The sequence below is a fragment of the Ruegeria sp. CL7 genome (assembly GCF_056536445.1).
The window spans coordinates 260,847-280,003 of sequence record NZ_JBQFPQ010000002.1 but is presented as its reverse complement, the minus strand read 5'-3'; the positions used below and the strand labels follow the sequence as shown (position 1 = coordinate 280,003).

20 protein-coding genes are annotated in these 19,157 nt (G+C 58.1%); 11 read left to right on the top strand and 9 right to left on the bottom strand.

Going from position 1 to position 19,157, the window contains the following annotated elements; genetic code table 11:
* The first annotated feature begins 1 nt into the window (after position 1).
* Genes ACR0LI_RS09860 through ACR0LI_RS09850 form a run of 3 tightly spaced genes read left to right on the top strand, consistent with a single transcriptional unit; the run spans position 2 to position 3,796 of the window.
* Positions 2-289 (top strand): sarcosine oxidase subunit delta, encoded by a 288-nt coding sequence (locus ACR0LI_RS09860; RefSeq protein ID WP_152460339.1) that lies wholly within the window; start codon positions 2-4, stop codon positions 287-289.
* Complete coding sequence (locus ACR0LI_RS09855; RefSeq protein ID WP_480718439.1) at positions 286-3,240, top strand: sarcosine oxidase subunit alpha family protein; 2,955 nt, start codon at positions 286-288, stop codon at positions 3,238-3,240. The genes ACR0LI_RS09860 and ACR0LI_RS09855 overlap by 4 nt, the downstream gene beginning before the upstream one ends.
* Positions 3,233-3,796, top strand: coding sequence for a sarcosine oxidase subunit gamma (locus ACR0LI_RS09850; protein ID WP_480718438.1), 564 nt, complete (start codon positions 3,233-3,235; stop codon positions 3,794-3,796). The genes ACR0LI_RS09855 and ACR0LI_RS09850 overlap by 8 nt, the downstream gene beginning before the upstream one ends.
* Here ACR0LI_RS09850 and ACR0LI_RS09845 read toward each other — a convergent pair.
* The 4 genes from ACR0LI_RS09845 to ACR0LI_RS09830 form a co-directional block, all read right to left on the bottom strand.
* Positions 3,755-4,786 carry a GlxA family transcriptional regulator gene (locus tag ACR0LI_RS09845; protein WP_171635947.1) on the bottom strand — a complete coding sequence of 344 codons (1,032 nt, stop codon included), beginning with the start codon at positions 4,784-4,786 and terminating at the stop codon, positions 3,755-3,757. The two genes, ACR0LI_RS09850 and ACR0LI_RS09845, sit on opposite strands and share 42 nt — an antisense overlap.
* Positions 4,787-4,831: 45 nt before the next feature.
* Positions 4,832-5,071 (bottom strand): hypothetical protein, encoded by a 240-nt coding sequence (locus ACR0LI_RS09840; protein ID WP_171119331.1) that lies wholly within the window; start codon positions 5,069-5,071, stop codon positions 4,832-4,834.
* 259 nt (positions 5,072-5,330) lie between these two features.
* Entirely contained in the window at positions 5,331-6,488 is a 1,158-nt protein-coding gene (locus tag ACR0LI_RS09835) for an aromatic ring-hydroxylating oxygenase subunit alpha (protein ID WP_480718437.1), read from the bottom strand.
* Between the two features lie 103 nt (positions 6,489-6,591).
* On the bottom strand, positions 6,592-7,497 hold the full coding sequence (locus ACR0LI_RS09830; RefSeq protein WP_171723713.1) for a LysR substrate-binding domain-containing protein: 906 nt from the start codon (positions 7,495-7,497) through the stop codon (positions 6,592-6,594).
* A gap of 140 nt (positions 7,498-7,637) precedes the next feature.
* Between ACR0LI_RS09830 and ACR0LI_RS09825 the strand changes: the two genes are divergently transcribed.
* From ACR0LI_RS09825 to ACR0LI_RS09790, 8 genes are all read left to right on the top strand, one after another.
* Entirely contained in the window at positions 7,638-8,582 is a 945-nt protein-coding gene (locus ACR0LI_RS09825; protein ID WP_480718436.1) for a PDR/VanB family oxidoreductase, read from the top strand.
* Positions 8,583-9,007: 425 nt separating this feature from the next.
* The gene (locus ACR0LI_RS09820) at positions 9,008-10,834 is read left to right on the top strand and encodes a BCCT family transporter (RefSeq protein WP_480491296.1); all 1,827 of its coding nucleotides are present in this window, start codon (positions 9,008-9,010) and stop codon (positions 10,832-10,834) included.
* 353 nt (positions 10,835-11,187) lie between these two features.
* Entirely contained in the window at positions 11,188-11,499 is a 312-nt protein-coding gene (locus ACR0LI_RS09815; protein ID WP_480491294.1) for a hypothetical protein, read from the top strand.
* A 174-nt stretch (positions 11,500-11,673) separates the two neighbouring features.
* Entirely contained in the window at positions 11,674-11,955 is a 282-nt protein-coding gene (locus ACR0LI_RS09810) for a hypothetical protein (RefSeq protein WP_480718435.1), read from the top strand.
* Positions 11,952-12,437 (top strand): hypothetical protein, encoded by a 486-nt coding sequence (locus ACR0LI_RS09805; RefSeq protein ID WP_480718434.1) that lies wholly within the window; start codon positions 11,952-11,954, stop codon positions 12,435-12,437. The genes ACR0LI_RS09810 and ACR0LI_RS09805 overlap by 4 nt, the downstream gene beginning before the upstream one ends.
* A 9-nt stretch (positions 12,438-12,446) precedes the next feature.
* Entirely contained in the window at positions 12,447-12,791 is a 345-nt protein-coding gene (locus ACR0LI_RS09800; protein ID WP_371732254.1) for a 4Fe-4S binding protein, read from the top strand.
* Between the two features lies 1 nt (position 12,792).
* On the top strand, positions 12,793-13,248 hold the full coding sequence (locus ACR0LI_RS09795; protein ID WP_480718433.1) for a hypothetical protein: 456 nt from the start codon (positions 12,793-12,795) through the stop codon (positions 13,246-13,248).
* Positions 13,245-14,132: an FAD:protein FMN transferase gene (locus ACR0LI_RS09790; protein ID WP_480718432.1), complete on the top strand. Its 888-nt coding sequence runs from the start codon at positions 13,245-13,247 to the stop codon at positions 14,130-14,132. The genes ACR0LI_RS09795 and ACR0LI_RS09790 overlap by 4 nt, the downstream gene beginning before the upstream one ends.
* 47 nt (positions 14,133-14,179) lie before the next feature.
* Here ACR0LI_RS09790 and ACR0LI_RS09785 read toward each other — a convergent pair whose 3' ends face one another.
* The 5 genes from ACR0LI_RS09785 to ACR0LI_RS09765 form a co-directional block, all read right to left on the bottom strand.
* Positions 14,180-14,971 carry an FAD binding domain-containing protein gene (locus ACR0LI_RS09785; RefSeq protein ID WP_480718431.1) on the bottom strand — a complete coding sequence of 264 codons (792 nt, stop codon included), beginning with the start codon at positions 14,969-14,971 and terminating at the stop codon, positions 14,180-14,182.
* Positions 14,972-15,067: 96 nt separating this feature from the next.
* Positions 15,068-17,428 (bottom strand): xanthine dehydrogenase family protein molybdopterin-binding subunit, encoded by a 2,361-nt coding sequence (locus tag ACR0LI_RS09780; RefSeq protein WP_171723718.1) that lies wholly within the window; start codon positions 17,426-17,428, stop codon positions 15,068-15,070.
* 80 nt (positions 17,429-17,508) lie between these two features.
* Entirely contained in the window at positions 17,509-17,991 is a 483-nt protein-coding gene (locus ACR0LI_RS09775) for a (2Fe-2S)-binding protein (RefSeq protein WP_152460328.1), read from the bottom strand.
* A gap of 28 nt (positions 17,992-18,019) precedes the next feature.
* Positions 18,020-18,544, bottom strand: a complete 525-nt coding sequence (locus tag ACR0LI_RS09770; RefSeq protein ID WP_171723719.1) for an SRPBCC family protein — start codon at positions 18,542-18,544, stop codon at positions 18,020-18,022.
* Positions 18,545-18,616: 72 nt separating this feature from the next.
* Positions 18,617-19,138, bottom strand: coding sequence for a transporter substrate-binding domain-containing protein (locus ACR0LI_RS09765; protein ID WP_480491285.1), 522 nt, complete (start codon positions 19,136-19,138; stop codon positions 18,617-18,619).
* Positions 19,139-19,157 lie beyond the last annotated feature (19 nt).

Genomic DNA, 19,157 nt, shown 5'->3' with positions numbered 1-19,157 from the left:
CATGATCATCAATCATCCACTGCTTGGCCCGCGTGACGCGTCCGAATTCACCTATCTGGGCGACGCGAGTCTGATCAATCGGCCCGACTGGCAATCCGACACGGCCGCCGCCGAGTTTCACGACTATGTCTACCTGCGCGACAACCCGGCAGGAACCCACCGAGAGCTGTGGTTTCACGAGCAGGGCGACCGCTCGTGGCTGGTTGTGACACGCGACACGCTGACCCATGAAATTCTGGCTACAGAACTGGCGCGGGATGTAGCCCGCAAGACGGGACGGGGAAAATGACCCAGAACAATCGTTTGCAGGGCGGTCTGATCGACCGGTCCAAAAAGCTGCGTTTTACCTTCGATGGCAAATCCTACGAAGGCTATCAGGGTGATACGCTGGCCTCGGCGCTGCTGGCCAATGACGTGCGCCTGGTTGGCCGTTCGTTCAAATACCACCGTCCACGCGGTGTGCTGGCCTCGGGTTCGGAAGAGCCCAACGCGCTGGTCGAGCTGCGCACAGGCAACAGACAGGAGCCCAACACACGCGCGACCACGGTCGAACTGTTCGACGGGCTCGAGGCGACATCGCAGAACCGCTGGCCCTCGCTCGCCTTCGATGCGCTGTCGATCAATGATCGGCTCTCGCCCTTTTTGACGGCGGGTTTCTATTACAAGACCTTCATGTGGCCTAAGGCGTTCTGGGAAAAGCTATATGAGCCGATGATCCGCAAGGCGGCCGGTCTGGGCAGCCTGACGCAGGAGGCCGACCCGGATATCTACGACAAGGGCTATTTGCATTGCGATGTCCTGGTTATCGGCGCCGGTCCCTCCGGCCTGATCGCGGCGTTGACGGCGGCGCGGTCTGGCGCGCGGGTCATTCTGGCCGACGAAGACAGCCGGATGGGTGGGCGTTTGTTGTCTGACTGTGACCGGTTCGAGGGCATTTCGAATGCCGATTGGGTCGCGCAGACACTGGGAGAGCTGGCATCGATGGACAACGTGCGCCTTCTGACGCGTACCACCGTGTTCGGCGCCTATGATCACGGTATTCACGGCGCGCTTGAGCGGGTCTCGGATCACCTTGCGGTGCCCGAGGCGGGGAAACCACGCCAGATTCTGTGGCGCATCTACGCGAAGCACACGGTGCTTTGTGCCGGCTCTGCCGAACGTCCGATTGCTTTCGAAAACAACGACCGACCGGGCATAATGCTGGCGGGCGCGATGCGGGCCTATGCAAACCGCTGGGCCGTGACACCGGGCCAGCGCGTGGCGATCTTCACCAACAATGACGAAGGACACCGCGCCGCACAGGATTTGATCAAAGCCGGGATCAATGTTGTTGCCGTGATCGACCCGCGCCACGATGCACCGCGCATTGCCGAATGTGAATTGCTGGCCGGGGCGCAGGTCACGAATACGCAGGGCCGTTTGGGGCTGAAATCGATCACCGTGCAGATGGCCGATGGTCAAACCCGCCCCATCGAAGTAAGCGGTCTGGGCGTTTCGGGTGGGTGGAATCCGAATGTGCAACTGACATGCCATCAGCGCGGCCGCCCGCAATGGTTCGAACCGCTTGCAGCCTTCATCCCACCTGCCGAACTGCCCAAGGGTATGAGTGTCGCCGGTGCCGCCGCTGGCAACCTGACCAGCCACGGGGCGATCGCCTCGGGCACCAATGCGGCACTTGCGGCGCTTGACGGGCTGGGGATCAGGGCCTGCCCGGTCGACCTGCCGAAAGCCGAGGATGATGAGATCCGCATCACCCCGTTGTGGCATGTGCCCGGCAAAGGCCGCGCCTGGCTGGATTTCCAGAATGACGTGACCGTCAAGGATGTCAAACTGGCCGAACAGGAAGGCTTCCGCAGTGTCGAGCATCTGAAACGCTATACCACCCTTGGCATGGCGACCGATCAGGGCAAAACCGCGAATGTCGGCGCGCTGGCCGTGATGGCCGAGATCACCGGCAAGAGCATTCCAGAAACCGGCACGACCATCTTCCGGCCACCCTACACGCCCGTGGCGATGGGGGCCTGGGCCGGGCGCTCGGTCGGAAAAGAATTCAAACCCACGCGACTGACGCCCAGCCATCAATGGGCCGAAGAACAGGGCGCGGTATTCGTCGAGGTGGGCCTATGGCAGCGTGTGCAATGGTTCCCCAAGGCTGGTGAGACCCATTGGCGCGAATCCGTGGATCGCGAAGTTCTGGCCGTACGCAGCGGTGTCGGCGTCTGCGACGTGACCACGCTGGGCAAAATCGACGTGCAGGGCGCGGATGCCGCGGAATTCCTCAACAAGATCTATTGCAACGGCTTTGCCAAACTGCCGGTGGGCAAAACCCGTTATGGCTTGATGCTGCGCGAAGACGGCATAGCCATGGATGACGGCACTGCCGCCCGCTTGGCCGAAGATCACTTTGTGGTCACCACCACAACCGCAAACGCGGTTGGTGTCTATCGCCACATGGAGTTCGTGCATCAATGCCTGTTTCCGGACATGGATGTGCAGATGATCTCGACCACCGACGCTTGGGCACAATATGCCATAGCGGGCCCGAAATCCCGTGAGTTGCTGCAAAAGGTCGTTGATGACGGCTATGACATCAGCAACGAAGGTTTTCCCTTCATGGCGTGTGGCGAGGTGACCATTGCCGGGGGGATCCCGGCGCGGCTGTTCCGTATCTCGTTCTCGGGTGAACTGGCCTATGAGCTGGCCGTGCCAACCCGGTACGGTGACGCGCTGATCCGACATTTGATGGCGCTTGGGGAACCCTTTGGCGTAACGCCGTATGGCACCGAAGCGCTTGGTGTTCTGCGGATCGAAAAGGGGCACGCCACCGGAAACGAACTGAACGGAACCACCAGCGCCCACAACCTGGGCATGAGGCGCATGGTCTCAACCCAGAAAGACAGTATCGGTGCGACGCTCAGCGCACGCGAAGCTCTGACGGATCCGGATGGCCTGGCTTTGGTCGGCATTCAGCCGGTCAACACTGCCGATACCGTGCTGGCCGGAGGCCATGTGTTCGACGAGGATGCGCCACACCTGCCGGAAAACGATCTGGGCTATGTCACATCGGCTGCCTATTCGCCGCACCTGTCCAGCAGCATCGGACTGGCCTTTGTAAAACGCGGGGCGCAGCGATTGGGCGACACCGTGCAGATTGTCAGCCCGGTGGATGACACCAACATCAAAGCGACGCTTGTCAGCGCGTATTTCGTTGACCCTGAAGGAGAACGGCTCCGTGCGTGATTTTGTTGCCAAGACCGCCATTGGCGGCAGTGAACCCAAACGGGACGTGGTCGGAACTCTGACCTTTCAGGAACGAGAGGATGTGGCACTGGCATCCGTCTCAGCCAGGCTGGGACACGAGGAAACCGTCAAAGCCAAACTTCAAACCGTTTGCGGAATCCCGGTGCCTGAGGCGGGGCGGTGGGAAAAGGGCGAAACCAGCAGCCTGCACTGGCTGGGCCCGGATCAGTACCTGTGCGAAGAAGCTTTTGCAGGCCCGTTGGAGTTGGCCAGGCGTATGGAAACCGAGCTGGTCGGCATGGCGTCGGTGACCGATCAGTCGGACGCGTTCACACGCATCGACATGACCGGGCAGGGTGCCACAGTCTTGCTGCAACGCCTGACCGTTCTGGATGTCGAGCAGATGCAGGCCGGAGCCTTCAACCGCACCGCAATCCATCATGTGGGGTGCCTGCTGCGCTGCAATGAGGCGATAACGGATTTTTCGATCTACGCGCCACGCAGCTATGCGATTTCAGTTCACCACATGCTGATCGAGGTGGCCAGGGCCCTGTGAAGGACGGTGTCCTAAGGACAAAGCCGCGTGTCTGGCGCCGCGGCTTCGTTCCTTGCGTTCCTGAGCTGGCGGCAGACCGAATGCGCGCCGATAGTTGCTTGAAAACGAACTGGCGCTGTCATACCCGACCGAAAGCGCGATTTCCTGCAAAGGCTGATCGGTGTAAAGCAGCTTCTGCCGCGCCGCATCCAGTCGCAGTCTGCGATAGTACCCTCCGGGGCTGATCCCGGTTTCCTTCTTGAAATGCCGCTCCAATTGCCGGATGGACATGCCAACGCGTTTCGAAACCTGCTCGATCGAGATCTTGTTTTCGATGTTGTTTGCAAACAACTCGATGGCCCGCCGCACTGGGCGCGGCAGGGCATTGCGGGTCTGATTTTTGCTGTAGCCCGGCAAAACCTGCAACGTGTCCGCATCACGCAAAGTCGCGTATTGGAACCAGCAGGCCGTTTCGACGGCAACCGCATCGGACACCTCATCCGAAATCACGCCCAGCATGAATTCAAAAACCGCTGAAGTCCCGGCAAAGGACATTCGGTTGCGATCTATCGTATAGAGCGTGTCGCACAGGTTCACCCTGTCGAATTGTTCCTTCAACGCAGCGGTATAGCAGAAATGCGCGCTACAGCTGTAACCATCGAAGAACTTTTCTTCCGCCAGCGCAAAAAGTGAACCGCTGACCGAACCGATCCGCGCGCCACGGGACAAAAGCCGTCGCAGCGCTCCGCCCGAAGCCTTGCGATCCTTCAACCGGGCTGAGGCCCCGGCAAAGACCAGCACGACGTCGGTTTCCTCCACCTCGGACAATGCCTTGTCAGGGTTGATGCTGAGGCGTGAGCTGGACATGATCTGTTGTCCATCTTCCGAAACGACAGTCCAGCCAAGACCATCGCTGCGGCTGATCTCATTGGCCACGCGCAGCGGGTCGATGGCCATGGACAGGGCAGCAAGCGGGAAATCTTCGAGGCACAGAAAGGTAAAATGGGTCATGCTTTGTCTCTTTGCCAGCACGATACCCCAACTACACCGATTTCGTCAGAACACCAAACGATGGGCGCGGCCGCGCTCGTATAGTTTTCGGTTCAACTCATCCGCTTCGGGCGCGCCGTACTCCAGCGCGAACACAAACGCATGTGTAAGGTAAAAACAAGCAGCGTCGAGATCCTGGTTTTGCTCGGCCCGGTCGGCTGCCTCGTGGTACAGCCGGATCAGCGCAGGCACATCATTATCCGCGTGAGCCTGCAACAGGTGCTTATCGAGTTCTTGCAGATCCAAGGTCAGCCTCTTACCGGAAACGCTAAGTGTGTTGGCCTGTACGTAATCATCATACGCTTCCTACCTTTTTGCGCCTGAATCCTGATTTCCCAGCGCCGTCAACGATGCGGACCGGCCCTTGATGAACCCATCACACGCATCCGCACGCGTCTTTGCGCAATCTTGGAACATCGCCTGCATCTGCGATGTTCCTGATTGCAAATGACCGCGCAGGATACTTCCGTGGCGCCCTCAGCCCATGATCCGGCCGGAAAGCCGCCTATGCCTCGGCACGGGCTTTTTCGATCTGAGTGGCCACCCAGTGGTGGAAACAATGCGTTGGGCCATCCATCGCGGGCGAAAAACGGCCGCCGTCGAATTTGACACCGTGACGGCCTTTCTGCATGCCCTCGACCACGAACACATCCTCTTCGAAAACGGTTTTCCAAAGCTGCGCATTCTTTGCGCGCAACGCTTCGTGCTCGGGTGCGTCTTCCGGTTTTTTGGCGTAGTACAGCTCGATCCTTTCGTTTGACCGTTCATGCGTGATCGGATCGATGATGAAGGCAAATCCATGGTCGCGTTGAACACCCAGCAAGGTGTTCGGGTACACGACGATGTATTCCGCCCCTTCGTTCCACTTTTCGCTGAGATTCTGGAAGTCATCCAGTTTTTCGCCATCCTGACCTTCGAACTGGCGATAGACATAGGTGCCCTGACCCGAATACTTGCCCGGTTCATTGATGTTGTAGTGGTCTTCCAGGCGCGAATAGCTGTTGAGACCCGGGTGAACCCAGGGCAGGTGATAGCTTTCGCAGAAATTCTCGACCGCCAGTTTCCAGTTCGACTTCAGCTCGAGCCGGACAGACGCGCCGGCACCGCCATGATACATGGGCTGTTCAAAATCTTTCCAGCGTTCCATCAGCTCGCCATGAACCTCTTCGAACTCCGGGGCGTTGCCATCCACATTCACGAAGACAACATCGCGCCAGACATAGGAACGTATGCGGATCAGGCCCAGTTCAGCAAAGTCCAGATCTTCATGCGTGTTCTGTCCGGGGCCTCCGACATGCGGCGCCGTGCGCAGCTCGCCATTCAGGCCGTAACACCAGCTGTGATAGGGGCAACGGATCGCGCCGCGGATTTTCTGCGGCTTGTCGACCAAGATCATTCCGCGATGGCGGCAGGTGTTCTGGAAAACGCCGATCTGTCCGTCACGGTCGCGCACCATCAGAAGCGGCACGCCGAGAAAGTCGATCGGAAAGGCATCACCCGCTTCGGGAATGTCCTTGCCAAAACCGATGCCCGACCAGTTCGCGAACAGGACCGCCTCCCGTTCCTCGGCGAAGATATCGGGATCGATATAATGCTCGTTCGGCAGGCCCTTGGCGGTGTTTACCGGGGTCAGAACAGACGAAAGCGCTGAATGCTTGTTCATCGGTTGCTCCTGAGTAATTCGGAATGTGTTGAACGTTACCCCCATTGGCCGGTCGAGCCGGCTTCATTCAATATCAAAAAACCTCATGGCCGATTGAGGCAGACTAAACCGAACCGCCGGACAATTCATCCAGCAACCAGTTTTTCAGCGCCAGGGCACCTTCTGTCAGCTGGTCGTCCGGGCGACCGACGAGGTAAAAGTTGTTCGGGGCAGGGATGCTGAATTCTTCTAGCACAACAAGTTTTCCTGATGCCAGCATGGGCTGGATCAAGCGTTGCCACCCCAATGCAAGCCCGGCCCCTTTGCGGGCCAACTGCAACGCCAGAGCATAGCTGTTTACGCGCGACTGTACCGGTACAACTCCGGTATATCCGAGGTCGTGAAACCAAGATGGCCAGGTGGTCCAGGTGTTGTCCTGCGTTTCAAGGTGGATCAGGCGACGTTCGACCAGGTCTTCCAGGCTTGCCCCCTTCAGTTCCAGGGCCATCTCGGGGCTACAGACCGGCGTCAGAGTATCGCGGTACAGTTTAGTATGGTTCAGCTGCGAGTTCACGTCACGACCGTAGCGGATGAAAAAGTCGATATCCGGCCTGTCCGAGAATGGCTTGTCCTGTGCCATCTGGTTCACTTTCACGTGCGGGTAGTCCTGCCAGAACCGGATGACCGACGGAGAAAGCCACAACGCCGCCACAGCGGTAGTGGACCCGACCGTCACTGGATTTTCTGAATCGCCGCTGCGAATCTTTTCGAGCACCTTCGATATCTGCCGGAACGACGAACCGAGCACCTCGAACAGGTCCTGGCCATCCTCGGTCAGTTCCACGCCCCTGTGCTTTCTGACGAACAGCGCCGAACCCAGTTCACTTTCCAGCGCCTTTATCTGGTGGCTGACAGCGCCCGGCGTAACCGACAGTTCGCTGGCCGCTTCTTTGAAGCTGAGATGCCGCGCGGCGGCCTCGAAGGCCGACAAGGTCGTGAGAGGTGGAAGATTATAGTGGCGTCGTGACATGGTTGCTGCGTTGCTCAAAAGGTAGAGGTGAGTTACATTCATCCGAATGTGAGAAATTTTGCAATTGAAATCTATGTTTTTTCCTGCTGTTTGCGATCGGGTACAGGACCAAAGTCGACCGAGAACGAACAGGATGTGTGATGGATTCACAAGTTGCCCGCCTCGTGCGCAAAACACGGCTAAGCCCGGACACGTCCGATTTTTGCTTTGAAATCGAAAACGGCCGCTTCACAAGCCTTCAACCCGGCGCACATGTCGATATCCATCTGGCCGACGATCTGGTGCGGCAGTATTCACTGTGGAGCTGGAGTCAGGACGGCTGCGTAATCAATGTCGCCGTCAAACGCGAAGATGAAGGGCGTGGCGGCTCGGTGGCCATGCACGCGCTTCAAGAAGGGGCGATGGTCGAAATCGGCGGGCCGCGGAATCACTTCAAACTCGAAAACCACGATCGGCATGTCACGTTGATCGCAGGCGGCATCGGGGCAACTCCGCTGGTTGCAATGGCGCGGGAATTGATGAACCGCGGGCAGGATTTTCGGGTCTACTACCTTGTAAGGTCAAGAGAATTTGCAGCGATGGACGCGCAGTTCAGGGCCCTTGGGCTGGATGAATGGTATCATTTGCATTGCGATGACACAGACGGCTGGTTTGATCTGGCATCGGTCATGCAATCGATGCCCGTCGGTGCGGATGTGTATACCTGCGGACCTGAACCGATGCTGAACGCTGTTCTGGAAGCAGGTGCATCCTTGCGTGGCGGGGCAATCCATTTTGAACGATTTGAACCCGCTTCTGACATCGACCACGATCCAAACGCGGAATTTCAGATCGAAATTCAGTCAACCGGCGCGGTCTACCCGGTCGGAAAAGAGGAAACTATTCTCGGAGTATTGCAAAACAACGGCGTGCAGGTCGATTTCGGCTGCTCTGAAGGGTTGTGCGGGTCATGCATTGTTGACGTAGTGTCAGGGCAGGTCGATCACCGCGACGGAATACTCACACCGCAAGAGCAGGAAAGCCACGAATTCCTGTGCACCTGCGTTTCGCGGGCCAAGTCCGATAAACTGGTCCTGAAGCTGTGAAGGACGTAGTGGTCACAACAAATCATGTCGTCGCATTGTTCTCGCTAACATCGCAATCGAGTGAATTCGGTGGTCGCTTCATGTGATCGAAGTGTCGGATTCTCAGGTTAGAACATCTCACCCTTGCTATAGGTTTTTCGAAACTGGAAACCCAATAACCACTTAAGATGCTGCGACGACATTCAACCACACGCTGACTTATCACCGGGATCGGTGATGACAGCAGGCAGCGAGCAATCGGGAGGAAATTTGCAGTAAGAGACGTAATGGGAGCAAGCGTTGTTACTGCAAGCCCAAGTTTGGGCTGAACACAACTCAACATCGGTTCGTGCATCGTGCATGATTGTCCACGTCGTGCAACGCGATGTTTTCCAGCATTTTTTCAGAAGAACAAAGAACGACACACTCGAGGAGGAACGTGCGATATGTCGATACCCGAACCTTTCACGGACGTTGAAATAGAAACGGCTGATTCCGGATTCTATGAAAACTACAGCGTCCCAATTGCCCTGATCAGCAAAGCCATCATGGTCGGGCTGGTGCTGTGGGCCCTGGTTTTCCCAGCGAATGCAAACAGCACATTGGGCAGCCTGAACAGCCAGTTGCTGGAAGTCTTCAACAGCTTCTACATCGTCATTGTCGGTTTTTTCTTCTTTTTCCTTGCCGTTGTTGCGATCATTCCGTCCACGGGTCGTAGGATCATGGGAACGCCGGGGGAAAAGCCCGAGTTTTCGAACTTCTCATGGTTCTCCATGATGTTTGGTGCCGGTCTTGGTGTGGGGCTCATGGTTTTCGCCACAGCAGAACCGCTGGGCCTTTGGGGGTCTAACCCTGTGGTTTTGTCGGGTGAAGTTGCAGGAAATGACCCTGAATCCGTTCAATCGGCTTATCGTTTCACTTTCCTGCACTACGGCTTTCACGCCTGGGCGATCTATGTGGTAACCGGCCTGTCCCTGGCCTACTACGCCTATACACGCGACATGCCTCTGACGATCCGCTCTGCGCTGACACCGTTGTTTGGCCGTTTCGTCAACGGCTTTTTCGGCCACGTGGTTGACGTTTTGGGCGTTGTCGCAACGATCCTCGGCGTGTCCGTAACCATCGGCTATGGCGTCAGCCAGTTCATCGACGGCCTTTATGCCATCACCGGCATGCAGTGGATCATGGATCTGGGCGGCGAGGTGCCGACCCCCAGCAAGGTCGGTCTGATTTCAGGCTTGGTCGTTATCATGGGCCTGTCGATCATTTCGGCGGTTTCCGGTGTCGGCCGGGGTGTCAAGTACCTGTCCAACCTGAACCTGGTGCTGTCGATCATCCTGCTGGGCACTTTCGTGGTCTTCGGTTCGTTTGTCTTTGCCATGACCACTTATGGCACTGCGATGATCGACTACATCCTGCACTTCCTGTCGCTCAGCTTCAATGCCTATGGCCCGCTGTCGGCCGAAGCATTCGCAGCGGCTCTGCCGGCCGAGGCGCAAGCACATGCCGCAGATCTGATGGGTGGGGCGACCAATGCCTGGGGTAGCTTCGACGGCTTCAAAAGCGGTCTGGAAGGTGCAGCGGCCGAGTTGGACGAAGCAACCTTGGCCGCGTCCTACGCTGCGGGTGAGCAAGGTCGTCAGTTTGGCTGGCAGGCAGGCTGGACCACCTTCTACTGGGCGTGGTGGATCGCATTCTCGCCCTTCGTGGGGCTTTTCCTGGCGCGCATCTCCAAGGGTCGGACCGTCCGCGAGTTCATCTTGGGCTGCGTGTTCGCGCCTGCGCTGGTGTGCTTTGCCTGGATGACCGTTTTGGGCGGCACAGCGATCGATCTGGAACTGGCAGGCGCGGCAGAAGGTGCGATCATCGGCGCATCGAACACCAACAAGCTGTTCACGACATTGTCCTTCATGATCGATGGTGGGCTGCTGTCCATGCTGAACGTTATGTGCGTGATCCTGATCATGACCTTCCTGGTAACCTCGGCGGACTCGGGAATTCTGGTGATGAACACCATCATGTCGGGTGGTAGCCAGGAAACCGGTATCAAGCACCGCATCATCTGGGGTGTGATCCTGACGGCAGTGATCGGCGCGCTGATCCTGGCGGCGGGTGAAAACAACCCTATGGATGCGCTGCGCAATGCCATGATCATCGGTGCGCTTCCGTTCACCATGGTGATGGGCCTGATGTGCGTATCGCTGGCCAAGGCGCTGTTCCGCGACAGTCAGCGTGACAAGCACTCTGCCAACAGCGCGCAGGCAGCCGAGTAAGGCGTAGGCACAAGAAAAAACCTGGTCAGGCCGCCCTAACTGGGCGGCCTGTTCTTTTTCGGTAAAGCGTCGCCCTTGACGTGAAAAACTCCAATACCACCCCGGGGCTAATGCCGTAATGAACGGCGAACCAGGTCTGCCCCCTACCGACCGGCCGAATACCCCGTACTTCCGCCACCTCTGGCTGCTGAGGTGACGGTTTGCGCACCGGACCGGCGAGGGCCGCATCACCTGTCACGGTCGATTTCCTTGCGGCTGCAACTTTGGATGCAGGACTGCCTTAGGGCCGCGGGCAGGGACTTAGAACTTTCGTCGAATGTCCCTGCGAAGGGTGGAAAGTTAGTCTTTCGATCATGCGCGTACTCACAGGCATTCTGATGCTGCTTTTCGGCGGCCTAGTGATTTTGGCCGAACCTGTGTCGCGCGATGATATCGAATCCTACATCCGCGCGCCGTTCGCATTGGGGGCGGCGTTGTACGAAAACGGCGTCTACAGTCTGCTGAACTCCGGCGGGGCCGATGCAGGCTATGTCTTTGAATCGAAACCCATGGCGCCATTGCCCGGTTTTTCAGGCGCACCAATCAACATGTTGATCGTGCTGGATCTTGAAGGGCGTTTTCTTGACGTGCAGTTGATTGAACATAACGAACCGTTCTTTGTTTAAGGGCTCGGAGAGCCCCTTTCCACAAATTCTTCGAGCAATACAGGGGCCTTTCGATCTCGGATTCCATCGTTGTTGGAACCCCGTACGGCGGTGCAGCAAGCGGGTCGTCATTGGTCTATCTGGACGGGGTTACAAAGGCGACGGCAAGTTGTGCGGATCGTGCATGAATCGGTCATGGGCGCTGCTTTGACAGTCGCGCGCGAGAAAATGCAGGGATTGGCAACCGCGCCGCCTGCATTTCCGGATCCCGATTATCAAGAAGAACTCAACTGGCAGGATCTGATCGATCAGGGCATCGCCACATGCAAGGTCTACACGAATGCGCAAGTTGACGCTCTGTTCAATGGACCCTTTGGGAAGATGACGATCCCGAGCCGCAGTACAGTCCCGACGACCCTTATCTGGATCTGTGGGTCGTGGATGTGGGCCCAAAAGCCTTCGCTCGCGCTGCCTTGACCACGGACAATTATGAAGAGTTGCAGCGCTTCATGGAAATTTCGGACAATGACGAGCTGATCCTTGTGATCGAAACGGTGCGCCATGGTCCGGTCAGCGAAGACTTTGTACGCAATACCGCGCCGGACTGGATTTCGGCCGAGCAGAGCGGATTGCCGGTCGCTCTGCGTGATGCCGATCTGCTGGTCGAGTTGGCGGATAACATGCCAGATGGCGTTGCCATGATCCTGCGCACCGACCGGCGCCTGGGGTTCGAACCTTCCCGAGAATGGGTGTTGAAGGTTCTTGCAGTTCGCGAACATGGCATGTTCCAGCCTGAAACAGGATCCGTCACTTTGGATGTTGCACATATCTCACCTGAAAGGTTCTTTGATCGACCAGAACAGATTGTTCCGGCACCGCCCTGGCTCGAAGCGCTGCGAAATCGCCAGTTGGATCTGGTTTTCCTGGGTGTGTTTCTGGCTGCGCTGTTGGCCGTTTAGGCCCTGCGAATGAATGCCCTTGCGGCGCGACCATTGTTCACTCCCGTACGTCTTGGCGTTCTTGCCCTTGTCACAGTTTTCGTGGGTTGGTGGGGGCAAGGGCAGCTATGGATCGTCACGGTTTTGGGGGCATTGCGTACGGCATTGGACGGCGGCAGTTCTGCCTTCCTGCTCTATGATCCGTTCTCGTTGCTGATCTGGGCCGTGACCCTTGCGGGTTTGATTGCTTGGGGCAGGGGATTGTTCTGCGGATGGCTCTGCCCTTTCGGTGCCCTTCGGGAATTCGCACATCATCTGGGCAAAGCCCTTCGTATCCCTCAGGTTGAACCGTCAAAAAAATGGGCAACCGTCTGAAATGGTTAAAATACGCGGTACTGACGGCCTTGCTTGCGTTGTCTTTGCCGCACCTGATCAGGTCGATAAAGCGGCAGAGGTTGAGCCCTTCAAAACAGCGATCACGACCTTCTTTTTTCGCGAATGGTATTATGTCGCCTACGCCATCTTCTGGCTGGTTCTGGGAATGGCGGTGTTCAAGGGCTTTTGCCGATATGCCTGCCCCTTGTGCGTGTTCCTTGCGATCGGTGGGTTGCTTCGGGGCCGCGACTGTATCGAACGCCGCGCCGAATGCGGGTCACCCTGTCAGCTACGCAAGGTCAAATGCAAATTTGGCGCGATCACGCAAGCCGGGCAAATTCAGTTTGATGAGTGTTTTCAGTATCTCGACTGCGTCGCCATATATAACGACCGCAACCGCTGCGTTCCCCTGATCGTCGCGGCTCGCCGCCGCACGAGAGAGGTTGCAGCCGAATGATCAACCGTCGCCGCTTTCTGGCCATATCTGCCGCAGCACTGGCATCTCCGTCTCATGCACAGCCTATCCGTCGGCGTGGCTACGCCATGGGGGCCGAAATCAGCCTGACACTGGATGCTGACCCTGTGGAGGCAGAACATGCCATTGCCGCTCTGCGATCCATTCTGGAGGAATGCGAGGCGCTGTTCAGCCTGTATCGCCCGAACTCTGCCCTGTCGGAGCTCCACCGGAAAGGGTATCTCAAAAGCCCCGATCCCACTTTTGTGTCTCTTTTGACAGCGTGCAGCGCGGCTTACGACCTCACAAATGGTCGCTTTGATCCCACAGTTCAGCCAATTTGGCTTGCCGCGTCCGAGAATGAGGCTCAACACGCGCGAAGGCTGATCGGGTGGAACCGCGTAGGTCTAACTAAGGAACTCGTGCAATTGGGCCCTGATCAAGCGCTTATCCTGAACGGCATCGCTCAAGGTTTCGCCACCGATCTGGTCGTTCGCGCCTTGCGCAAAGCCGGGTGGGAAAAGGTTCTGGTCAATATCGGAGAATATTATGCAAGTGGTCGTCAGCGGCTGCTGGGCGTCACGGATCCAGTGCACCGACTTGTCGAAGTCACGCATTTGAAGGACCGCGCCATTGCTACGTCCAGCGCTGACGTCATGCGCCTGCGGTCGGGCGGCGCTCACATCATCGACCCGATGGGCGGAAACGCACCGCTTTGGTCAACGGTCAGTGTCCAGGCACCGGATGCTACGACGGCAGACGCGCTTTCAACAGCATTCCGTCATGCTTCCGAGGCTGAAATAGCAGCGACCCTTGCGCAGGCAGCCGGCGAGCGCATCGCGATCCGTGTACGCCCCAATGGGAAAGTGGTGACGCTGCAAGGATAAAAAGCCCCGGATAACACCGGGACTTTTCGATTTTCCCGACCAATTCTTTACAAGCAGTCTTCAACCGCGCGTTTGGTCATGACCGAAACAAGATGCGCTCGATACTCCTTGCTCCCATGCAGATCCGCAATCATGTTCGCCGGGTTTACGCGCAGGTCCATAAGGGCATCAGGGCGAAATTCCTTGTTCAGCGCCTGTTCAGCCTCGGACCACCGGAAAACGCCGTCCTCGCTCGCGCCGGTTACCGCGACGCGCACCCCGTCCGCAAAGCGGGCCAGGTAGACCCCGACAAGCGCAAAACGCGAGGCTGGCTGAAGGAACTTCCGGTAGCTCGCCGCTTGCGGCACCGGGAAACGGACCGATGTGATGATTTCACCCTCATCCAGTGCTGTCGTGAACATTCCCTGGAAAAAGTCATCGGCGGCAATCTGGCGGGTATTGGTCAGGATAGTCGCCCCTGAACCCAATACCCCTGCCGGATAACAGGCCGCAGGGTCATTGTTGGCAACCGAGCCGCCAATCGTCCCGCGGTTGCGAACTGCCGGATCGCCAATCTGACCGGCCAGCGCTGCAAGCGCTGGATACGAGCCCACGGCCTCGCGGGCGACGACAGCGTGGGGCGTCGCGCCACCGATCGACACCGATCCGTCATCCTCGATGCAAACGCCTTGCATCTCGGGAATTCCGCTCACCGACACCAACTTGGACGGGGCCGCCAACCGTTGCTTCAATGTTGGGATCAGCGTCTGTCCGCCTCCCAACGCCTGCGCATCCTCTGCTGCCAATGCTGCAACCGCGTCAGCAATGGTCGAGGGCTTCTCAAACTCGAAATTGTACATTTCGTTCTTCCTTTCCGAAAAGGCGCTGATCCGCCCTTCATCTGGCTATTAAAATCCCGGGGAGCGCGAGGGGCTGGCCCCTCGCACCTTAACCTCTCAACCATGCATCGCCGTCCAAACGCGTGACGGGCTCATCGGCATGTCGATATGATCAACAGCCCTTCCACCTGAGTTCAACGCATCCAGCACCGCGTTGACCACCGCAGGCGGTGAGCCGATCGCACCGGCCTCGCCGCAACCCTTCACACCAAGCGGATTGTGCGTACACGGCGTCTGGCTGGAATGATCTACGCCGTAGAATGGCACGTCATCCGCACGCGGCATCGCATAGTCCATGAAGGACGCACTCAGCAGCTGGCCGTTCTCGTCATAGGCACAGTTCTCCAGCAGGGCTTGACCGATGCCCTGACCAATACCGCCATGCACCTGGCCATCAACGATCATTGGATTGACGATATTGCCAAAGTCATCCGCAGCCGTGAATTTCTCAATCGTGACCTGACCTGTGTCTGGATCAACCTCGACCTCACAGGCATAAGCCCCTGCCGGGAAAGTAAAGTTGGCCGGGTCGTAAAACGCGGTTTCCTCCAGTCCCGGTTCAACTTCCAGCGGATAGTTGTGCGGTACGTAAGCCGTAAGGGTCACATCCCCCCACGCCACCGACTTGTCGGTCCCCGCAACACTGAACTGACCGTCCTTAAGTTCGATATCTGCCTCGGACGCTTCCAGCAAATGGGCTGCAATCTTTTTGGCCTTGTCGATCACCTTCTCGGTGGCCTTGACCATAGCCGAGCCGCAGACCGCCAGCGAGCGTGAGCCATAGGTGCCCATGCCAAACGGGATCTTCGAGGTGTCCCCGTGCACGATCTCGACCATTGACTCGTCGATGCCGATCATGTCGGCCACGACCTGCGGGAATGCTGTTTCATGGCCTTGCCCGTGGCTGTGTGCGCCAACCATCACACTTATCGAACCGGTGGCGTTCACCCGAACTGTCGCCGCGTCGTAAAGACCCGCACGGGCCCCCAACATGCCGACGATATTCGAAGGCGCGATACCACAAGCCTCGATATAGCAATTGACGCCGAGACCGCGCAGCTTGCCTTTGGCCTCACTCTGCGCGCGTCGTGCTGCAAAGCCCGCGAGATCAGCCGCAGCCTCAAGCTTGTCCATCGTCCCGTTGTAATCCCCGGTGTCATAGGTCAGCGCCACCGGCGTGTCATAGGGGAACTGGGTGACAAAGTTCTGTCGCCGCAGGGCGATCGGATCGACACCCAGTTCGCGCGCGGCTTTGTCGATCACACGTTCCAACTGGTATGTTGCCTCAGGGCGGCCCGCGCCGCGATAGGCGTCCACCGGCACCGTGTTGGTGAACATCGCCTTCACGTTTACCTGAATGACCGGCGTCTTGTAGTTGCCCGCCATCAGCGTGCCGTGCAGCCAGGTCGGGACCGAGCTGGAAAAGGTGGATAGATACGCGCCCAGATTGGCATATGTGTTGGTACGCAGGCCGACGAAATTGTTGTCGGCATCCAGCGCCAGCTCGATCTTGCTGACATGGTCGCGGCCCTGTGCATCCGACATGAACGCCTCGGACCGGCTGGCCGTCCACTTGACCGGGCGGTTGCAGGCCTTGGCGGCAAAGGTGCAGAATGCCTCTTCCGCATAGTGGAAAATCTTGGTGCCGAAACCGCCGCCCACATCCGGCGCCACGACGCGGACCTTGTGTTCGGGCAGGCCGAGCACAAAGGCGCACATCAGCAGCCGGATCACATGCGGGTTCTGCGACGTGGTATAGAGCGTATACTCATCCGTGCCCCGGCTGTATTCCGCCACGGCCACGCGCGGTTCCATCGGGTTGGCAACCAGACGGTTGTTCACCAGTTCCAGAGTGGTGACATGCGCGGCGTTGGCAAACACCTCGTTCACCTTGGCGTCGTCCGCCTCACCCAGCTGCCAGTCATAGCAGATGTTGTTTTTCAGATCGTCATGGACCAGGGTCGCGCCATCCTGCGCGGCGGCTTTCATGTCGATCACCGCGGGCAGTTCCTCGATATCCACCTCGATGGCCTCAGCCGCATCGCGGGCCTGCTCAAGGCTGTCGGCCACAACGGCCGCGATCGGGTCGCCCACATGGCGCACTTTGCCCTGCGCCAGAATGGGGTGAGGGGGCTCTTGCATCGGCGCGCCGTGCTTGTCGGTGACTTCCCAGCCGCAGGGCATGCCGCCCACGCCTTCGAAATCCTTGCCGGTAAACACCTTGACCACTCCCGGCATGCCTTCGGCCGCCGAAGTGTCCACGGACTTGATCCGGCCATGCGCGATGTCGGACCGCAGAAAATGCACATAGGCCTGGCCATGTACGTTGATGTCGTCGGTATAATTGCCTGCTCCGGTCAGAAAGCGTACGTCCTCGCGCCGCTTGGAACTGGCTCCGATGCCACTGTCTTTGGGCATTGCTTATTCTCCTCCCATAAACGGATGCTGCTGCATCCCTCACTCATCCCACGGGCGTGTTTCCGACGCCCGCAGCGGCATCATTCCGCAGCGATGCTGCCCACGTCCTGGCCGGATGCGGCCATGATCGCTTTGACGATGTTGTGATACCCAGTACAGCGGCACAGGTTGCCCTCCAGATACTTCCGGATTTCGGCCTCGGTTGGGCGCGGGTTCTCTTTCAGCAGCGCGGCGGCGCTCATCACCATGCCCGGAGTGCAGAATCCGCATTGCAGACCGTGGTGATCCTGAAACGCCTGCTGTATCACGTTCAGTGAGCCATCCGCTGTTGCCTGGCCTTCGATCGTGCCGACATCGGCCCCATCTGCTTCGGCGGCCAGCATGTTGCACGATTTCACCGCTTCGCCATTCACATGCACCACGCAAGCTCCACATTGCGCGGTGTCGCACCCCACATGCGTGCCCGTCAAAGACAGATGATCGCGCAGAAAACCGGACAACAATGTCCGGCCCTCGACGTCTCCGCTTACGGCTTTGCCGTTCACGGTCATGGAAATTTTCATGACTTTCTCCTCCCTGAATTCCAAAGGATCAACCGCCTAACACGCGCTTGATCCAACCTTTCTTTTTTTCCCCGGTCTCGCCTTCTTCCGAGGTTTCGGGCTCGGGCACATCCTGAGGTTCGACCGCGTTCTGGAAGTTCTCAAAGAACTGGTCGGCCATTTTTCTGGCAACCCCATCAATCACGCGGCCCCCCAACTGAGCCAGTTTGCCACCGACGCGTGCATCGACCGCGTAGGTCAGTAGTGTGCCTTCGGGGGCATCCGACAAGGTGACGTCGGCCGCGCCTTTGGCAAATCCGGCGGCTCCTCCCTTACCTTCACCCGATAACTTCACGCTTTCAAGCTCCACGAGATCAGAAAGGGTCACAGAGCCTTTGAACGTCGCTTTGACCGGGCCTACTTTCTGCACGACGGTGGCCTCGAACCCGTCTTCGACCGAGCCTGTCATCTCCTGACATCCCGGCACGCATTCCTTCAGAACATCTGCCGACAAAAGCGCGGCCCAGACTTTGGAACGCGGCGCGGCGATGACGCGGCTGTCATTGAGTTCCATTTCACTTCTCCAAGTATATTTTTGTTACGCTACGCGGTGTTCGCAGCCTTGCCTATAAGACCTTGGGTGTAGTCACCGCAGTATGGACGGCGAATGTGTAAGGCCGTGACGTTTGAAGATTTCGGCGATGCGCCTGTCCTGCAACGCCGCATAAATGGCGTCGTCCACAGCATAGCAGAGGCCGCTATAGGCGAAATGAACGTCCACGCCAGTAGTCCATGAACTGACGGCAAAACCGGGCAGGGGTGGGGTATGGATGTCAAGCTCTGGCGTCAGCCTGGCCTCAAGGTTTTCGCCGGCAGCCACCAGATTGAAACGCGCGTCGACCCCCAGCTCTTCGGCGATCAATGTTCCGGTGTCGATATCCACGCCCTGTATCTTGCCGTCTTTCTCATAGGACCACGGGGCAAAGTCGTCATAAGCCGCAAATTTGATATAGCCGCGCGCGACGATGGTATCGAGATCAGCGCCAACGATATCCCGGCTGGCGTTTTGTGGTTTGGGTTGAGGCACATGATCCTCGCATCGGGCCATCGCCATTCCGGTTGAAAGAGTGGCAGCCAACAGAGAGAGAAAAAATGTGCGTCCGATCATGTGTCTCAGTCTGCCGTCC